This is a genomic window from Paenibacillus pabuli NBRC 13638, assembly GCF_001514495.1.
GTDB classification, from domain to species: Bacteria; Bacillota; Bacilli; order Paenibacillales; family Paenibacillaceae; genus Paenibacillus; species Paenibacillus pabuli.
Genome location: NZ_BCNM01000024.1, coordinates 79,398 through 94,954 on the forward strand (window position 1 = coordinate 79,398; position 15,557 = coordinate 94,954).

Genomic DNA, 15,557 nt, shown 5'->3' on the forward strand with positions numbered 1-15,557 from the left:
ACGGAGGACGTTAGTTCAGCGATCCAGGGAGCAGTTTGCCGCCCTAGTGGTGAATCTATGAACTTCCTTAAATAAACAAAAAAGAGCCGCGCATCATGCGGCTCTCATTCTGATTTTAACGCCCGCCTGTATTTGAAGCCCAGACAGGAATCCAACTATTAGGATAATTACTATTGGTCAGGGTTGTATTATAGAGAACTAAGTTTCCATCACTTTGCATAATTAGCGTGTCACCCGTTGTATTAGCTGGCAAGCTGTTCCCATGATGACCTGGAATCCATGAGGCGGTATTGGGAGACCAAACGCCTTGCAGTGTAGAAGTATCAATCACCCAAACCCGATCATACCCCCAACCATAGAAATATTCAAATTTACCAGAGACAGGATTGAATCCATAACGATAGCCATATTGGTATACATCTTTAAATGATCCGCCATAGGAGTATATGACCGGCTTACCCAATGATTCAAACTTGAACGAAACAGCCCCACTGTTACTGGTGCCACTACTCCAAAGGGAAGAACCATTCTGATAGATGACAAAATTCCCGTCATTCTGCCAAATGGCTGAAAACCTGCCATCTTGGGAGGTGAGATAGTCGCCCTTTGCCATGCTTCCGCCTATAGTGAGCTTATCTCCAAGATAGCCAGCGGAAGCCGTTGCTGGTACGGCAAAGGCTAAAAGCAGCAAGCAAGCTAAAAAAACTCGAAGAGATTTGGGGAAAAATAGATTATTCATTGGACACACTCCTATATTCCTTAGAATGGTTGAGGCTACATACGAAGTACAATAAACCCTTACAGATATTGCATGTTTCTGTGCAGCGTTCGGTCAGGAGTGGTGAAAGAGCAATCAACACATCCCCAGTAATAATTAAAGGGAAATCAGATATACAATGCTCTCCGGTTCACCTCCTTTAATAGACAAAATTAGTTGCTGGAATGCATAGTATGTAAATGGATATGTGTTGCCTAGAGTTGAGGAAGTTGGAGGTCGGCGGAAGCTTGTTATTTCAGCAGACTATGTAGGTGACCCTTTAGCGAATATTACTTTTTATTCCATTATATCAACTAAAAAGAGAAAATACATTATTTTCTATGGAAATCTATCCGTTCAATAGATGAAGACATAAATGAATACTTTTACTAGTCTCACTCTCGCCTTACGGATGGTAGTTCAGCCTGGCAAACGATTTATTTTTATTTGTAACCACCAGAGCAGAGGCAGCCGTTATATTGATGAACATGTTAGATAAAACCAAAGCGGAATAGCGGTGAACCGAGAAGCATCTCTACCTCTATAGAGCGGAAAGCAAATTTTGGTTGAAAGAATATATCAATCTCCCACTTTTTTTACATAGATTTAATATATTTTACGATATTTATGAATTGGACTATGGTAAAATATTTCAGGATCGAAAATTGGAGAGGGGTTTTGTTAATTCATGTATTGGAAAAAAGTTCTGGGCCAAAGCACAATTCGTGTGGCAACTGCTGCACTATTACTCACCCAACTATTGGGCGCAGCAGGTTCTGTCTCTGCCGCAGGCAATGATGTAGAAGTACACTTGATTGGTATCAATGACTTCCACGGTCAGTTGGATACCACATCGATCGTTAGTGATAAAAAGGCAGGAACGGCTCCAATTCTAGCAACCTACTTAAAAGAAGCTCAAGCAAAATATGAACATTCCCTACTCTTCCATAATGGAGACTCTGTTGGTGCATCTGCTCCAGTCTCATCTCTCGATCGTGATGAGCCTACCATGGAATGGATGAATATGATGGGATTTGATGTAGCTTCTCTAGGCAATCATGAATTCGACCAAGGTATTGGTGCATTAAAAGCTCAAATCTTTGGTGGTCTTGATCCAAAAGAAGGCAAGGTAACTCATGCTGGTGCAAAATTTGATTACGTCAATGCAAACGTTATTGAAACTGCCACTGGCAAAACACTGATTAAGCCCTATGTTATTAAAGAAGTGGGCGGAGTCAAAATCGGATTCATCGGATTAGTGACTAAATCCACACCTGCCAAAGTATCCCCATCTGGGACAGCTGGTGTGCGTTTCTTAAGCGCAGAAGAAGAAGTTGAAGCCGTTAATAAATATGCAAAAGAATTGCAAGATCAAGGTGTAGAAACGATTATCGTCTTGGCACATGATCCAGCATCCACCAAAGAAGGCGTAACCACTGGAGAAGCGGCCGATTTAGCAAAAGCGCTGCCAGCAAATTCCCCTGTTGACGTTATCGTTGCGGGTGACAATCACGCTTTAGCTAACGGTGAAGTGAATGGAAAGTTGATCGTTCAGGCTTATTCATATGGCACGGCATTTGAAGACATTAAGTTGATGATTGACCCAGCTACCGGGGATGTAACCGAAAAAATAGCTACCGTTACTACGACTTTCCAAGAGGGTGTTAAAGAAGACCCGGAATCTTTGGCTATTATTAAAAAATCATTAGACAAGCATCCTGAGCTGACTAAGCCAGTAGGTACAACGGATGGTTCTGTTACCCGTACAGATGCTTATAATAACGAAGCCGCTCTTGGCAACCTCATTGCGGATTCAATGCGTCAAGCAGACTTTGGTGATAAGGCAAGCGCTGCTGACTTTGCATTTATGAATCCAGGTGGTATTCGTGCGGATCTGCCAAAAGGCGATGTGACCTTTGCCGATCTTGCTAAAATCCAACCTTTTGGCAATACTCTAGTGAAACTGGAGTTGACTGGCGAACAAGTTAAAACCTTGTTGCAGCAGCAATGGGGTACCAACGCTGACGGAACACCAAACACCAAAACGCTACAGATCTCTGGCTTGAAATATACTGCAGACTTCAATAAGCCAGTGGCAGAACGTGTTACTAGTCTTAGTCTGGAAGATGGCACACCTATTGATCCTGCAAAAACATATACGGCTGTAGTGAACAACTTTATGGCAGCAGGTGGAGATAACTATAAAGTGCTAGTGGATGCTAAATCATCTCTAGCAGGTCCGATCGATCTGGATGTATTCTACCAGTACATTGTAGATACGTATAAAGGCGGCACTATTCAAGCTAAAACAGCAGGACGTATTACGAATCTGGCTGGAGCACCTACAGAACAAACAGAAACACCTGTAACCACAGAATTTATTTCCCGTGCTGAATTTGTTAGTGCTTTAGTAGACCTGTTGAAACTGAACGAAGTAGCTGCAGCACCTACATTCAAGGATGTTGCTGCTGACGCTGCATATGCAGATGCAATCGCTGAAGCTAGGCATGCGGGATTCATTCAGGGCTTCGGTGGTAACTTCTATCCTGATCGTGAGATTACTCGTGAAGAAGCGGCCACTATTCTTGCTAAGTTGTTGAACGATCAAGCTTCTGATAAAAATGCGGCTACGATCATTGCAGGTTTCGAAGATGGCAAAACTGTTTCTGCCTATGCGGTGAAATCGATGGCAAAATTGATTGACAAAGGTATTCTTAGTGCAGCAGGCAAAAACTCGCTTCAACCGAAACAAGGTCTTTCTACTAACGATGCAAAAGCTTTAATTCAAAAAGCGGTAGCAGCAAAAGCTTCATAATGTAGGACTTATTCAAATCTTATATTAAAACAGGAAAACACATCTGATGTAAAAAATCTCTAAATTCTTCTACGTGGAAAAATAATGATGTCGGATATTCTACCTTCGATGAAGAAAGTAACGGGCGAGTTGGCTAAAGGCAATCATATACTGATTAGTATGTTTATTGATGATAAACACTTTCTAACCAACAGTAAATCATACACAGAACGCTAAAACGCTACTGACATTACGTTGTCAGTAGCGTTTTTGTATATTAGGTGCATGCGAATATCGCAGTGCTTGGAGACAGGGAGACCTTTTTTCAAAATCTTATTACAGAGGTGGAATTTATTTATGAGCAGTATACATTGGGAAGTGGACCCGGATCACAGCTCCGTCGAGTTCTCGGTGACCCATTTAATGATTAATAAAATCAAAGGAGTATTCGAGAATTTCGAAGCGATCCTAAGTTTTGACCCCAACGATGTAACAACCATGGGCATCCAGGCTTCCATAGACGCAAGTAGTATTACAACTCGCCAGCAGCAACGAGATGAACACCTGAGAAGCGAAGACTTCTTTCATGCTGCCAAGTATCCAGCCATTACGTTTCAAAGCACCAGCTGCGTCCTTGCTGGCGAACGGCAATATGAGCTTACAGGCAATCTAACGCTGCATGGAGTAACAAAACCTGTCACCTTTTATACTGTTTTTGAAGGACTTAATCAAGACCCTCGCGGCCGGGAACGAGTGGGATTTCATTCAACAGCCCGTATCGAACGCAATGAGTTTGGCCTGACCTTCAACTCCCCTTTGGAAACGGGTGGGATTGTCGTCGGAAACGAAGTGAGCATTGAGCTTTATATCGAAGCAATCAAAGTAATTTAGAGAGCCTAAAGGCCATCCTTTGTCATGGGGTGGTCTTGATTCAAAATCTTGTCGTTACATATCGCGCGATGATTTGATTGCTACTAATATCTACTATTCCTGCTGACAACCTTCCCGGTCGTTCTCCGCAGCGGCAACAGGGATGCTTACCGTCACTTTCGCTCCGCCGGAGGGAGATACATTGTCCAGGCTTAAACTTCCCCTATGCTCCTGAGCTGCGGATTGGGCAATGTATAGTCCCATCCCGTGATGATGATTGCCGGACTTTCGACTCTGATCGCCCCTGTAAAACTGGTTAGCCGCATCCTTCAGATCGGCTGGGGAGAAGCCATCTCCTGTATCTGTGACTGTAAAATGTACGGCTGAGTCATCACCTCGAATCAGTAAGGCAATACTCCCCTGTGGGGGTGTGTACTCGACTGCATTTGCGATAATGTTGATGATTCCCCGCTGAAGCAGCTCCTGATCTATGAAGAGAAACGGCGGTAGATTCTCCTTCTGGACAGACGTATACAGATTTTTGCCGGCAGAGAGGGCCTTCAAATGCAACTCTAATTCTTCAATAATCGCCGCTACAGGGACAAGGGCTTTCTGGCGAGATGATCTGGACTGCATGCTGGATAGATCAATTACCTCCTGCACGAAGGACTCTATGTCCTCTGCACTGCGGAGGATATATCCGTTGTACTCCCGCTGGAACTCGTTCTGTGCCGTCTCCTGCAAGAGCTCGGCATTTCCGCGGACAACGGTAAGCGGGGTCTTGATATCATGGGCCAGCGCGGAAATTTGTTCTCGGCGGGAACGCTCCAACTCCCACTGTTGTTGGAGTGAAGCATGCAGAGCTTTCTTCATTCGATCCAGCGAGGCCAATACATTGTCGATTTCGGTGATCCCGCTGGGCTTGACTGTGAACTCCAGATTCTCTCGCTGGATGTTCTCTGTCGCTTCCACCAATCCAGCCATTTTCTTCGTGAGCCTTCTGCCGAACTGGGCAGCGAGTAATGCTGCCTGGAGCAGAATGCCGAAGATAAAGAACAAGACCCCCAATAGCTGAGGGTTCGGCAGATAGCTGCGCAGCAGGGAGGATGCATATTGCGGTGTTAGGCTATACCGGAATATCCATACCTCTTGACCACGCTCGGCCATTTTATAGAAATAAAAATCCTGATTATTGCCTTGCTGCGTCATCTCCCAGAGATGTAATGCCTTGTCATGACTCAAATTACCGTTGAGAAGCTCTCCTTTACGGGTGAAGACCGCGTAATCGAGTATTTCCGGGACCATATCAGGTGTTACAGTAGGGCTTGAGTGAAGACGATTCGTGAATGCAGCAATTTCCTTCTCAACATAGTTGGCAGGCAGCACGGCGTTTGAAGCAAGTGACAGTGCGAACAATCCAAGCAATACCCCTAGCAGTAGGATCGTTCCCAAGCTTAGAAATAGAAGATATTGCAGGAAAAAGGTGCGAAGGCGCACGGTTTTAATTCGTTCTACAGTTTCCACTTATATCCGATCCCCCAGATGGTCTCAATGGCGTCGATTCCGCATTTGCTTAGCTTGGCACGGATGTTTTTAACATGTTCCGTAATAGCGCTGCTGTCACTTGCTCCGTCATATCCGAAGACCCCTTCATAAATATGTTCTTTGGAGAATACCTGTCCGCGGCTACGGGCCAGAAACTCGCAAATTTCGTATTCGCTTTTGGTTAGAGGCACCTTGTCTTCTTGGATAAACAGCTCTTTACCGGAGAGGTTGAAGCGCACGTTGTCCAGGTAAAGTACATTCCGCCGCTCCCTGATTTCCCGCCTAAGGTGTGCGTTAATCCGTGCCCGAAGCGCACCGATCCCGAAGGGTTTCATAATATAATCATCTGCTCCTAGTCCTAATCCATACATCAGATCGGTTTCCTGCGTTTTGGCCGTCAAAAAAAGGATCGGGCAATCCACGGCGGCACGGATCTCCCGACAAAGGGTAAAGCCGTCCACCCCCGGCATCATGACATCCAGCAAAATAAGATCATATACCCCAAGGTCAGTCAGACGTACCTGTTTGGGGTCGGAGACGATTGTTACCAGATGCTTATCTGCAATAAGCGCGTTACGGATCAACGACAGAATGGCGGGTTCGTCGTCGACTACCAGTATTTTTGCCATAGTTGTTCCCTCGATTTATAAGTAGTGTCTAATTATCGGTTGATCGTCCTTCCCAGCGCTGGAACCAGGCAGCGCACAGGAGGAAAAGGATTATGGTTCCTGGAATACACACCGTGATTCCAGCATTCAATCCCGATACAGCAGCGGATAACGGGATATCTGAAGCATGAATGGTCCACAGTGAGATGAATCTGACGCCCCATGCGAAGGGAATGTAGGGCCAGATGGCATCACCCAGCCCGGTTAGCATTAAGGCAGCCACCAGACTCCCCGCTATCCCTACCCCGATAGACGTGCCTCTTCCAAAGCGCAGGCTGATCATCAGGTGAAGAAGATAGAGAAATATATGGCTGCCGAACAGAATAACTGCCCCGGCAAGGTAAAAGGCCATTCCCAGTCTGTCCTGATGCAAAATCCGGCCAAATCCGAGTCCAAAAAGGCTGTAGGCAAACGTAACAGCCGCAAAGCCAAACAACAACAGGAGCAGCAGCTTGCTTGTAAAGGCTGCAACTTTACTCGCGGGTATCGCCAGCATACCTTGAAAATGTCCCGCATTGGCTTCCTGTTCAACCGCCATGGAACAGACCAGTCCGATCAGGATAGGAAATGCGCATCCCAGGGACTGCATAAACGCCAGCACCTTATCATTTGCACTCCACGGGGAGTACGAATAGTAAGCTAAGAATACGCTAACCCCGACCAGCGGAGCAAGTAGATGAATGAAGAGAAACGGTGTGCGCCTACTTTTGAGCAGATCCGCTCTTAACAATCTAGGTATGGAATTCATGCTACTTCGCCTCCTGTTTGTGAAACCATAGTGCTGTAAGGAGGGAGAGCACTATGAACCAGGCCACGGAGATCAGGACATCTGGAAAGATCTCGCTCGTGCTTCTCAGCGGGCTACCGGCCGGTACAGGAAGTCCATTCGGCAGGATGGACAGAACAGGGCACATAAGCCTGAACGTAATCGTATAAGGAATGTAATCCCATAGTCCGCCTGTATTGAATGCAACGACGCCAAGGATATTGCCGCACATATTAAGCAGAATAGCGGCGAACAATCCGAGACGCGCAGCCAGGAACAGACACAGCGGAATCTGCCACAGTATAGTAAGGAAGATCAGGAAGCTGCCAGCGGCGCTGTTTACTAGGGGTATGGTTTGGCCAAACAGTATTCCTCCTAACGTAATGCCGATCAGGAATAGGAAAAGTGTCGCCAAGAGCCACTGCATAATTGCGATGATCTTCACAGCCCAAAGTTTCCTTGGGTCAATGGGCAGAGCGAACAGGCCACGGTATTTCATCTTGGCATCCTTTTGTAGAGCAAGTGAACAGGCAAGGGAAAGCGATCCAGGCAAAAGCATCGTGTACCACCAGTTGTAAGCGCCCGTTTGGAATAAACGTCCGCCCATTAGAACAGCGCAAAGGAGTAACGTGAATACAGGGGCGAGCCAGACAAGCTTGGGGATGAAGGTGCGCCGCCATTTCAGACGTTCAGCCTTAATATGACTAAGCATGTAAACCGCCTTCCTTCCGGTTGGCTGCTGCTACCTGCATGAACAAGGTCTCCAGTTCTGGGCCACGAGGGACGCTTCCCTGATAGCCCAGAACTCCGCCAGCGATAATGCCGATCTGATCCGCTACCAATTCAACTTCGGAGAGAATATGACTCGACAGAATAACGGTGATCCCTTGCTTGGGAAAAGAACGAATTAGCTCTCGCAGCTCCTGAATCCCAATCGGATCCAGTCCGTTCGTCGGTTCGTCCAGAATCAGCAGCTTGGGCTGGTTCAAGAGGGCACTTGCAATTCCCAGCCGTTGCTTCATGCCCATGGAAAATTGTCCGGCCCGTTTCTTCCCGGTATGAGCCAAATCAACTATGGCGAGCACCTCCTCGATCCGGGACTGTGGCAGTCCGAGGAGTAGTGTCCGCACTTTGAGATTCTCTCTCGCCGTCAGATTCTCGTACAATGGCGGGGCCTCAATCAGTACGCCTATTCCGTTCAAATCCTTGCGTGTCCATTCATGGTCATGAATGCGAATACGCCCGGAATCGGGCCGCAGCATACCTGAGATCATTTTGAGCGTAGTCGATTTGCCTGCGCCATTTGGACCCAAGAGTCCATAGATTGAGTTAGAAGGTACTTTCAACGATACGTTGTTAACGGCGGGTTGACGCTTGAAGCTTTTGCATAGCTCATGGGTCTCTAAAATAATATCCGACATAGTATATCATCCTTTCTAGTTCCACAGTTTAAAGGGGAATTCTAAGGATTCTGTAAGGATGTTCACGAGGACAAAGAGGGAGTGTGATATATTGGGATTAAATTATTGCATAACCATCGGTCATAAGTGTGTGTATACGGTAGCCTTATAATAATGATCATTCTCCTGGGAGGGATGGAGTTGCAGAAGCGATTTAACGATCTGATGAAGCAGGATGTAAAGCCGTTTCTTTCCGAGCGCGGTTTCGTCAGAAAGGGTTTGAATTTTAACCGAAAAACAGATGGCCTCATCTACATGTTTAATTTTCAAAAATCGGCTGGCAATTCCGCGGACAATGTCATGTTTTATGTGAACTGCGGCATTTATGCAGCCGAGCTTGCACAGATCCAGTCGAAAGGGCTGTTGGTGGAACCTAAGGAAGCGGAATGCCATTTTAGAGCCAGAATCGGTGATCTTGCCGGTGATATGCCGGATCGCTTTGCAATCCATCCTGACACATGTATGAATGAGTTGAGAAATACGCTGCTAGGCGGATTGGACGAAGCCATTCATGTTTATGATACGATGACCAGTGCCAGATCGATTGTGGATTATTACATGTCGGGTCCATACCTGCATCTGAGTGAAGAAAGCTTTCATTTGCTTTTACAGTCCAACGAGATAGCAACGGCCAAACAGTATTTGAAAGATTTGCAGGAAAAGTATGGAGCTGAAAATCGGTGGACGATATTTGAAAATAAGTATAGGGCCATCTTCCATGCATTCGGAGTGGAGTTTGATGCTCTATAGCTGGATGGGTTTCAGCCACCTGTCATGACTTGGTTTTACATATGAGGAGGATTAGCATGAAGTGGGAAGAGGTTTTTACGGTGCACGTGGTGATAGGGGAAACCTTCAATTTGCAGAACGACAGTGGTGACTCGGTCGTCATGATTTCTTTTACAGGTCATGCGACAGGGAAGTATTTTCAGGGGATTGTACTTGGTGGAGCAACGGATACCCAAATCATTGGACAGCATGGGGACAAGCATAGCTTGTCAGCAAGGTACATGCTTCGGGGAACGGATTATACAGGTCAGGACTGCGAACTATACATTGAGAATAATGGGGAGATCCACGAACAGCTGAAAGGTGTGTTGTTCCGTACATCTCCCAGAATCATTACAAACAGCAAGGCTTTGTCTTTTTTAAATGGAGATATGCTGGTCGGGGAAGGGCTGCAAGCCGAGGCTGGAGTGGATATAAAAATTTACAGAGCGGTATGAGCGATTAGTTCGCAAAACACAGAGCAACGACCTTCAAAGGATATCACATGAATAGATTCAGTTTTCTCGTTTACGCCCCTTACTTTCGATGTTATACTCACAATATTCCAAAAGAAATTGTGAAAATATGTCGAATTGAGGCTTAACGGGATGATTATGGATAAAACGAAAGACGGAAAAACGATCATCCTTATTCCATCGCTTGAGCCAGATGAGAGACTTCTGGCCTATGTACGGCAATTGCGAGAATATGGCTTGACCAATATTGTCATTGTGGATGACGGATCTGGTGAAGCGTACCAGCTGATTTTCGAGGAGCTGAGTGAGAAAGGGTGTGTCCTGCTGCGGCATACGGAAAATCTGGGAAAGGGTGCTGCACTCAAGACCGGATTTCAGTATATCGGACAGCAGTTTGATGCATCCTCCTTTGTCGTTACAGCGGATTCTGATGGACAACACGCAGCAGAGGATGTATACCGACTTGCAAAAGAAGCGAGACTTCAACCTGATGCGCTGGTTCTCGGGGTAAGGGACTTCAGCGAGGGAGGCATACCGCCGAAGTCTTTGCTCGGCAATCGGATGACATCCTCTATTTTTGCTGTGCTTTACGGCAAAAAGCTGTCAGATACCCAGACCGGGCTTCGTGCTTTTGGCCCCGGGCTGCTTGCATTTATGCAAGATGTTCGCGGCACCCGGTTTGAATACGAGCTGCAAATGCTGATCTCATGCATTCAGTCGGGCATCCCGATTCATACCATGCCGATTCAAGTCATCTATGAGAATGGAAATGCAGGAACACACTTTAAAGCGGTTAAGGACAGTGCCCGGGTAATGGGTGTGCTGTTCTCCAACTTCCTGCGATTTATTTCCTCTTCGGTTGCGAGTTCTGTTGTCGATCTGGGAATTGCATGGTTTTTGATCGACTTTTTGCGGCCTATGCTGGCTCAGCAGGATTATCTAAGAATTTTGCTCGCAACCGTGATTGCGAGAATTATTTCCATTGTGGTCAACTATGTACTGAACAGGCACTTTGTATTCCGCAAGGAGGATAGCCAGGGCAGTTTATGGCGTTATTTGACGTTGTGCGGATTAATCATCCTGCTGTCCAGTACAGGTGTATATTTGTTCCATACGATTTTCTTCGTGGACGAGAAAATTGCGAAATTCGTCTGTGATGCCTTGCTGTTCCTGCTCAGTTTTCAATTGCAGCGAAGATGGGTATTTGCAGCAAGGAGGAAGCAGCTGTAGTGCAAAACGAAAAAAGGCAACATATTTTCTTTATCATCACCATGATCCTGATGTCGATTTATTTGTTATGGCGGATGTTCTTTACACTGCCATGGGGAGAAGGCGTACTGAACGTCATCTTCGGCATGCTGCTTATTGTGGCTGAGACGGTAACTGTACTGACCACCTTTGAATTGTTCTTTCAAAAGATGCAAAAGGCACGTACACAACTTGACTTTCCTATCGTTCCTCCAGAGTATTATCCGGATGTGGATGTTTTCATTGCCACCCATAACGAACCGGTTGATCTGTTATATAAAACCGTCAATGCCTGTACATTTATGGATTACCCGGACAAGCAAAAGGTCCATATCTATCTATGTGACGATGGCGGAAGACCTGAGGTGGAGGAGCTTGCGAAGCAGTTTGGCGTTGGATATCTGGGGTTCCCCGGCAACAAGCATGCCAAGTCCGGCAACCTGAATAATGCCCTGAGCAAAACCTCTTCCCCACTCATTGCGACCTTTGATGCAGATATGATTCCGCAACATACCTTTTTGATGAAAACCGTCCCGTATTTCCTGCTCTCCACATTTATAGAAGAGAACGGACAATGGCGGCTCCGCCGTGAGGATGAAATGGACAAGAAGTTCAAGCTGGGGCTGGTACAGACCCCTCAGAGCTTCTACAATCCGGATCTATTTCAGTTTAATCTCTACGCAGAGCAAGGGATTCCGAATGAACAGGATTTCTTCTCCAGAGAAGTGAATATCCTGCGTAATGCCTCCAATGCGGTAGCCTATACCGGAAGCAATACGGTCATTTCCCGGCAAGGCATGGAAGAGATCGGCGGTTTTCCGCTGAATACCATTACCGAGGACTTTGAGACAAGCATCCGCTTACAGCAGGAAGGCTATATTACCTATGCGACCCAAGAGGTTCAGGCTGCCGGGCAGACGACAACAACCGTCCCGAGCATGATTAAGCAGCGGATTCGCTGGGCAAGGGGGATTATTCAGAGCCTGCAGAATACGCGTGCTCCCTTATCCGAGAAGCTTCCTTTCTGGACGAGAGTGACGTATTTAAGCAGTTTCTTATACTGGTGGTCCTTCTTTAACCGGTTAATTTTCATTTTGGCGCCTATTTTATTTGCACTATTCGATTTCAAGATTGTAAATACAACCTTCTGGCAAATCCTAATATTCTGGCTTCCATCCTACTTCTTCTACAGCGTATCGATGCGTTATCTGTCCAGCAATATTCGGAATCAGCGCTGGAGTCAGGTGATTGATACCATATTTATGCCTTATCTGATCTGGCCGGTTCTCCTTGAAACACTGGGCATTCGCGAAAAAAAATTCAAGGTTACGAACAAAAGCAGAGCGAGCGGTCGTAAATGGATGTCTGCGCTGTTGTATGCACTTCCGCATATCTTCTTGCTTCTGCTTTCGATTGCGGCTGTGATTCGGTATGTTAACGGCAAGTACGGCATTGCGCTGTTCTTCAGCAGTATCATTATTTTCTGGCTCGTTCACAATATGATTGCGTTGTGCTATGCCCTGTTCTTCATGATTGGCCGTCGTGCGTACCGGGAGACGGAGCGGATTCGGGCGCAAGAGGATGTAACGGTATACGATCAAGCCAGCAATCTGAGCTATCAAGCCAAAACAGTCGATGTATCCGAGAATGGGATTGCCTTTTATGTGCCGTATCCCATCTATTTACCGGAACAGAAGACGATCTCTCTTACTGTGACATCCGAACGGTATGAGGCCAATCTCAAGGCGGTTATCGTCTACGTGAAACAGGACGGAGAAGGCTGGCGTTATTCTGCGACGGTTGAGCCGGTAGATGAGACGGATAACCGTCAATACATGCAAATTATCTATGACCGCAAACACTCGTTACCAGAGCAGATGAATCTGTGGGATACGGCTTACGACGATATGCTGCGAAATGTCAAAAAACGTATCGTTCAGCCTAGATCGGATCAGCGTAAAATGCCGCGGCTTTCCTTGCAGTATCCCGTTACGTTTACCAATGATGCGGGCTGTACGCTGCGCAGCTTCAATTATCGCTTCTTTTCCGCTACGGGTGTTCATGGTGACATGGCGGCAGGAGCAATCGTTACTTTTTATACCCAAAGTAATATTGAAGTCATTTTGCAGCATACAGGGAAAACAACAGCCAATCGTCGCGAAGTGCTTCTCTCGGTGGAGAATATTGACGACATTGTGGAGCACGGTTTGATTGATCAATTGCTGAGTGATTTGACCCATCCACATGCCGAGCGTTTCACCAGAGAGGGTTAGGAGAGATAGAGATGCTGTTTATGCTTCAATTTGTGATGGGAGTTTTATTGATATTCTCCTTTATTGGTTACATGCAGTTTGTTCGAAAGGTACTATCCATACGGTGGGAGTTCATCCCTGTATTTGTGTTTTCCTCCATAGCATGTATTGCCTTTCTTAGCGGTTTGGCAGGGCAGCTCTACTTGGGCAGCCTTGTCCTTCTTATCGTCGGATTACTAATGTATGGAGGAATGGTGTTTCTCGGATTGCGCCGAGGAGCATCCTTGCGCCTTTCTTTCTCTTTATTCCAATTTTCATTTCTGGCCGGGACTTTCATTTTCTTGCTGGTACTCTTCCAGAACCAACTGACGCACTACGATAATTTTTCCCACTGGGCGATTGTCTTGAAGCAGATGCTCAGCACAGATGCTTTTCCGACACCGGATTCAAGCCTGATTGATTTCAAAAATTATCCGTTAGGAACCTCATCGTTTATTTATTATGTCTGTCGCTTCATGGGACATTCACAGTCCGTGATGCTTCTGGCTCAGGGTTTGCTGATCTTTTCCTGTTTTTACGCCATGTTTGGCATCGTTTCCGAGAAGAAACGTTTTCTGCTGTACGCGTTTCTCGGACTCGGGTTATCTACCCTGTCCTTCTTCAACCTTACGATTCGGATTACCAATCTGCTCGTAGATTTCTTGCTCCCTATCTACGCACTGGCCATTCTGGCGGTAGTCTACCAATATCGTCATGATATCAAGCGAGCATATATCATCATGCTCCCGCTTGCAGGCGTGCTAACGGTTATCAAAAGCACAGGCATTATTTTCGCCGCCATCGGCCTGATCTTCCTGGTGTATACATGGTTAACACACAGACCAAAGTCCAGCTGGAGAGCTGCGCTTGCCGTGGTGGGCACCATCTGCGGTACACTGATTCCATACTTTGGCTGGAGCTGGCGTATGGCAACGGTGTTTCAGGGCGTTGATAACAAATTCGATGTGGCTGCTTCCGGGATTCAATCCGGCAAAACGGCAGAGCAGATGCATGAGATTCTGTGGCTGTTCATAAAATCGAGCACGGATATTACGACACGGCCAGTCATCGGTATTGTCATTTTCCAGCTTGTAGCGGTTGCTGCTTCGATCTTTGCCAACGTGGTGCTCAAAAAGAAGTGGAATTTGTGGAAGGCACTGATTGCGCTGGATGTTGTATTGCTGCTGTATTATGCAGGGATTCTGGCGTTGTATCTCTTCTCCATGCCGCTGGATGAGGCCATCAGGCTGGCAGGCTTTGAACGTTATGCGTCGAGTATCGTGGTGCTGTTCGCAGGTGGGTTGGTGCTATGTGCAGCGATTGACCTGGAGCGTTCATTCCACTATCGGATTGGTGAAGTGCCGGATTACCAAGCCTTCAAGACGGTCAAGACGAAGGGCCATTATCAAAAAGGAATTATTGGCTGTATGGCGATTGCGGCGACCATTCTTTTATCGGAATACAACGGGATCGTCTCGATCGCCAGGACCTACGATACGACGCTCCCTTACAAAATTCATGCGGTTACCGGCGATCGGTGGTACAAAGATGGTCAGGAGGACAACAACAGGTATCTGTTTTACGCCTCGGACAGGGACCAGCAGGTCACGAATTATTACATGCAGTATGTCGGAAAGTATTTTTTGTATGCTCCGCATGTAGACGGAATCGTGTTGTTCTATGAGGATAATATGGACAATCTCCTGAGCGGCTACGATTATCTGGTCGTCGTGGAGACGGATCGTAACGCAAAGTGGCTGCTGAAAAAGCACTATGGCATTGACATGCAGGAGGGAATCTACAAAATTACCCGTTCCGGGGAACGAATCATTCTTACGCTGACTTGAGATCATTAGAGTGGATTCTGATTCGGTCAAATTTTTGGTATAATGTAAATAGCCTGGAAATGAAGGG

General features: G+C 46.4%; 13 protein-coding genes and 1 pseudogene. 8 read left to right on the top strand and 6 right to left on the bottom strand.

Going from position 1 to position 15,557, the window contains the following annotated elements:
- Window positions 1-115 precede the first annotated feature (115 nt).
- Window positions 116-739, bottom strand: a complete 624-nt coding sequence (locus PPA03S_RS26660; RefSeq protein ID WP_062327814.1) for a hypothetical protein — start codon at window positions 737-739, stop codon at window positions 116-118.
- Between the two features lie 706 nt (window positions 740-1,445).
- Here PPA03S_RS26660 and PPA03S_RS26665 point away from each other — a divergent pair.
- From PPA03S_RS26665 to PPA03S_RS26670, 3 genes and pseudogenes are all read left to right on the top strand, one after another.
- Window positions 1,446-3,572: a bifunctional metallophosphatase/5'-nucleotidase gene (locus tag PPA03S_RS26665; RefSeq protein WP_062327815.1), complete on the top strand. Its 2,127-nt coding sequence runs from the start codon at window positions 1,446-1,448 to the stop codon at window positions 3,570-3,572.
- Between the two features lie 75 nt (window positions 3,573-3,647).
- Window positions 3,648-3,758: pseudogene (locus PPA03S_RS34085) on the top strand (VOC family protein); the annotation flags it as partial.
- Between the two features lie 150 nt (window positions 3,759-3,908).
- Window positions 3,909-4,442, top strand: a complete 534-nt coding sequence (locus PPA03S_RS26670; RefSeq protein WP_062327818.1) for a YceI family protein — start codon at window positions 3,909-3,911, stop codon at window positions 4,440-4,442.
- Between the two features lie 93 nt (window positions 4,443-4,535).
- On the opposite strand, the gene PPA03S_RS26675 is transcribed toward PPA03S_RS26670, so the two are convergent.
- From PPA03S_RS26675 to PPA03S_RS26695, 5 genes are read right to left on the bottom strand one after another with little or no spacing between them, the layout of a single operon-like run.
- Window positions 4,536-5,945: a HAMP domain-containing sensor histidine kinase gene (locus tag PPA03S_RS26675; RefSeq protein ID WP_062327822.1), complete on the bottom strand. Its 1,410-nt coding sequence runs from the start codon at window positions 5,943-5,945 to the stop codon at window positions 4,536-4,538.
- Entirely contained in the window at window positions 5,933-6,595 is a 663-nt protein-coding gene (locus PPA03S_RS26680; RefSeq protein ID WP_062327823.1) for a response regulator transcription factor, read from the bottom strand. The genes PPA03S_RS26675 and PPA03S_RS26680 overlap by 13 nt, the downstream gene beginning before the upstream one ends.
- A 28-nt stretch (window positions 6,596-6,623) precedes the next feature.
- Window positions 6,624-7,382, bottom strand: a complete 759-nt coding sequence (locus tag PPA03S_RS26685; protein ID WP_062327826.1) for a lantibiotic immunity ABC transporter MutG family permease subunit — start codon at window positions 7,380-7,382, stop codon at window positions 6,624-6,626.
- A gap of 1 nt (window position 7,383) precedes the next feature.
- Window positions 7,384-8,112 carry a lantibiotic immunity ABC transporter MutE/EpiE family permease subunit gene (locus tag PPA03S_RS26690; protein ID WP_062327829.1) on the bottom strand — a complete coding sequence of 243 codons (729 nt, stop codon included), beginning with the start codon at window positions 8,110-8,112 and terminating at the stop codon, window positions 7,384-7,386.
- Window positions 8,105-8,821, bottom strand: a complete 717-nt coding sequence (locus PPA03S_RS26695; RefSeq protein ID WP_062327832.1) for a lantibiotic protection ABC transporter ATP-binding protein — start codon at window positions 8,819-8,821, stop codon at window positions 8,105-8,107. The genes PPA03S_RS26690 and PPA03S_RS26695 overlap by 8 nt, the downstream gene beginning before the upstream one ends.
- A 174-nt stretch (window positions 8,822-8,995) precedes the next feature.
- Here PPA03S_RS26695 and PPA03S_RS26700 point away from each other — a divergent pair, with 174 nt between their 5' ends.
- The 5 genes from PPA03S_RS26700 (at window position 8,996) to PPA03S_RS26720 (ending at window position 15,490) form a co-directional block, all read left to right on the top strand.
- Entirely contained in the window at window positions 8,996-9,610 is a 615-nt protein-coding gene (locus PPA03S_RS26700) for a DUF4304 domain-containing protein (protein WP_062327835.1), read from the top strand.
- 56 nt (window positions 9,611-9,666) lie between these two features.
- Window positions 9,667-10,086 carry a DUF3237 family protein gene (locus tag PPA03S_RS26705; protein ID WP_062327836.1) on the top strand — a complete coding sequence of 140 codons (420 nt, stop codon included), beginning with the start codon at window positions 9,667-9,669 and terminating at the stop codon, window positions 10,084-10,086.
- A 156-nt stretch (window positions 10,087-10,242) separates the two neighbouring features.
- Window positions 10,243-11,334: a bifunctional glycosyltransferase family 2/GtrA family protein gene (locus PPA03S_RS26710; RefSeq protein ID WP_068964253.1), complete on the top strand. Its 1,092-nt coding sequence runs from the start codon at window positions 10,243-10,245 to the stop codon at window positions 11,332-11,334.
- Window positions 11,334-13,625, top strand: coding sequence for a glycosyltransferase family 2 protein (locus PPA03S_RS26715; protein ID WP_062327841.1), 2,292 nt, complete (start codon window positions 11,334-11,336; stop codon window positions 13,623-13,625). The genes PPA03S_RS26710 and PPA03S_RS26715 overlap by 1 nt, the downstream gene beginning before the upstream one ends.
- Window positions 13,626-13,636: 11 nt before the next feature.
- The gene (locus PPA03S_RS26720; RefSeq protein WP_062327844.1) at window positions 13,637-15,490 is read left to right on the top strand and encodes a hypothetical protein; all 1,854 of its coding nucleotides are present in this window, start codon (window positions 13,637-13,639) and stop codon (window positions 15,488-15,490) included.
- The last annotated feature ends 67 nt before the right edge of the window (window positions 15,491-15,557 follow it).

What these genes read in the sequence shown, in the direction of transcription:
- PPA03S_RS26720 (WP_062327844.1), top strand. Translation starts at nt 13,637, where the DNA reads ATGCTGTTTATGCTTCAATTTGTGATGGGAGTTTTATTGATATTCTCC.
- PPA03S_RS26700 (WP_062327835.1), top strand. Translation starts at nt 8,996, where the DNA reads ATGGAGTTGCAGAAGCGATTTAACGATCTGATGAAGCAGGATGTAAAG.
- PPA03S_RS26665 (WP_062327815.1), top strand. Translation starts at nt 1,446, where the DNA reads ATGTATTGGAAAAAAGTTCTGGGCCAAAGCACAATTCGTGTGGCAACT.
- PPA03S_RS26695 (WP_062327832.1), bottom strand. Translation starts at nt 8,821, where the DNA reads ATGTCGGATATTATTTTAGAGACCCATGAGCTATGCAAAAGCTTCAAG.
- PPA03S_RS26710 (WP_068964253.1), top strand. Translation starts at nt 10,243, where the DNA reads ATGGATAAAACGAAAGACGGAAAAACGATCATCCTTATTCCATCGCTT.
- PPA03S_RS26690 (WP_062327829.1), bottom strand. Translation starts at nt 8,112, where the DNA reads ATGCTTAGTCATATTAAGGCTGAACGTCTGAAATGGCGGCGCACCTTC.
- PPA03S_RS26660 (WP_062327814.1), bottom strand. Translation starts at nt 739, where the DNA reads ATGAATAATCTATTTTTCCCCAAATCTCTTCGAGTTTTTTTAGCTTGC.
- PPA03S_RS26680 (WP_062327823.1), bottom strand. Translation starts at nt 6,595, where the DNA reads ATGGCAAAAATACTGGTAGTCGACGACGAACCCGCCATTCTGTCGTTG.
- PPA03S_RS26670 (WP_062327818.1), top strand. Translation starts at nt 3,909, where the DNA reads ATGAGCAGTATACATTGGGAAGTGGACCCGGATCACAGCTCCGTCGAG.
- PPA03S_RS26705 (WP_062327836.1), top strand. Translation starts at nt 9,667, where the DNA reads ATGAAGTGGGAAGAGGTTTTTACGGTGCACGTGGTGATAGGGGAAACC.
- PPA03S_RS26685 (WP_062327826.1), bottom strand. Translation starts at nt 7,382, where the DNA reads ATGAATTCCATACCTAGATTGTTAAGAGCGGATCTGCTCAAAAGTAGG.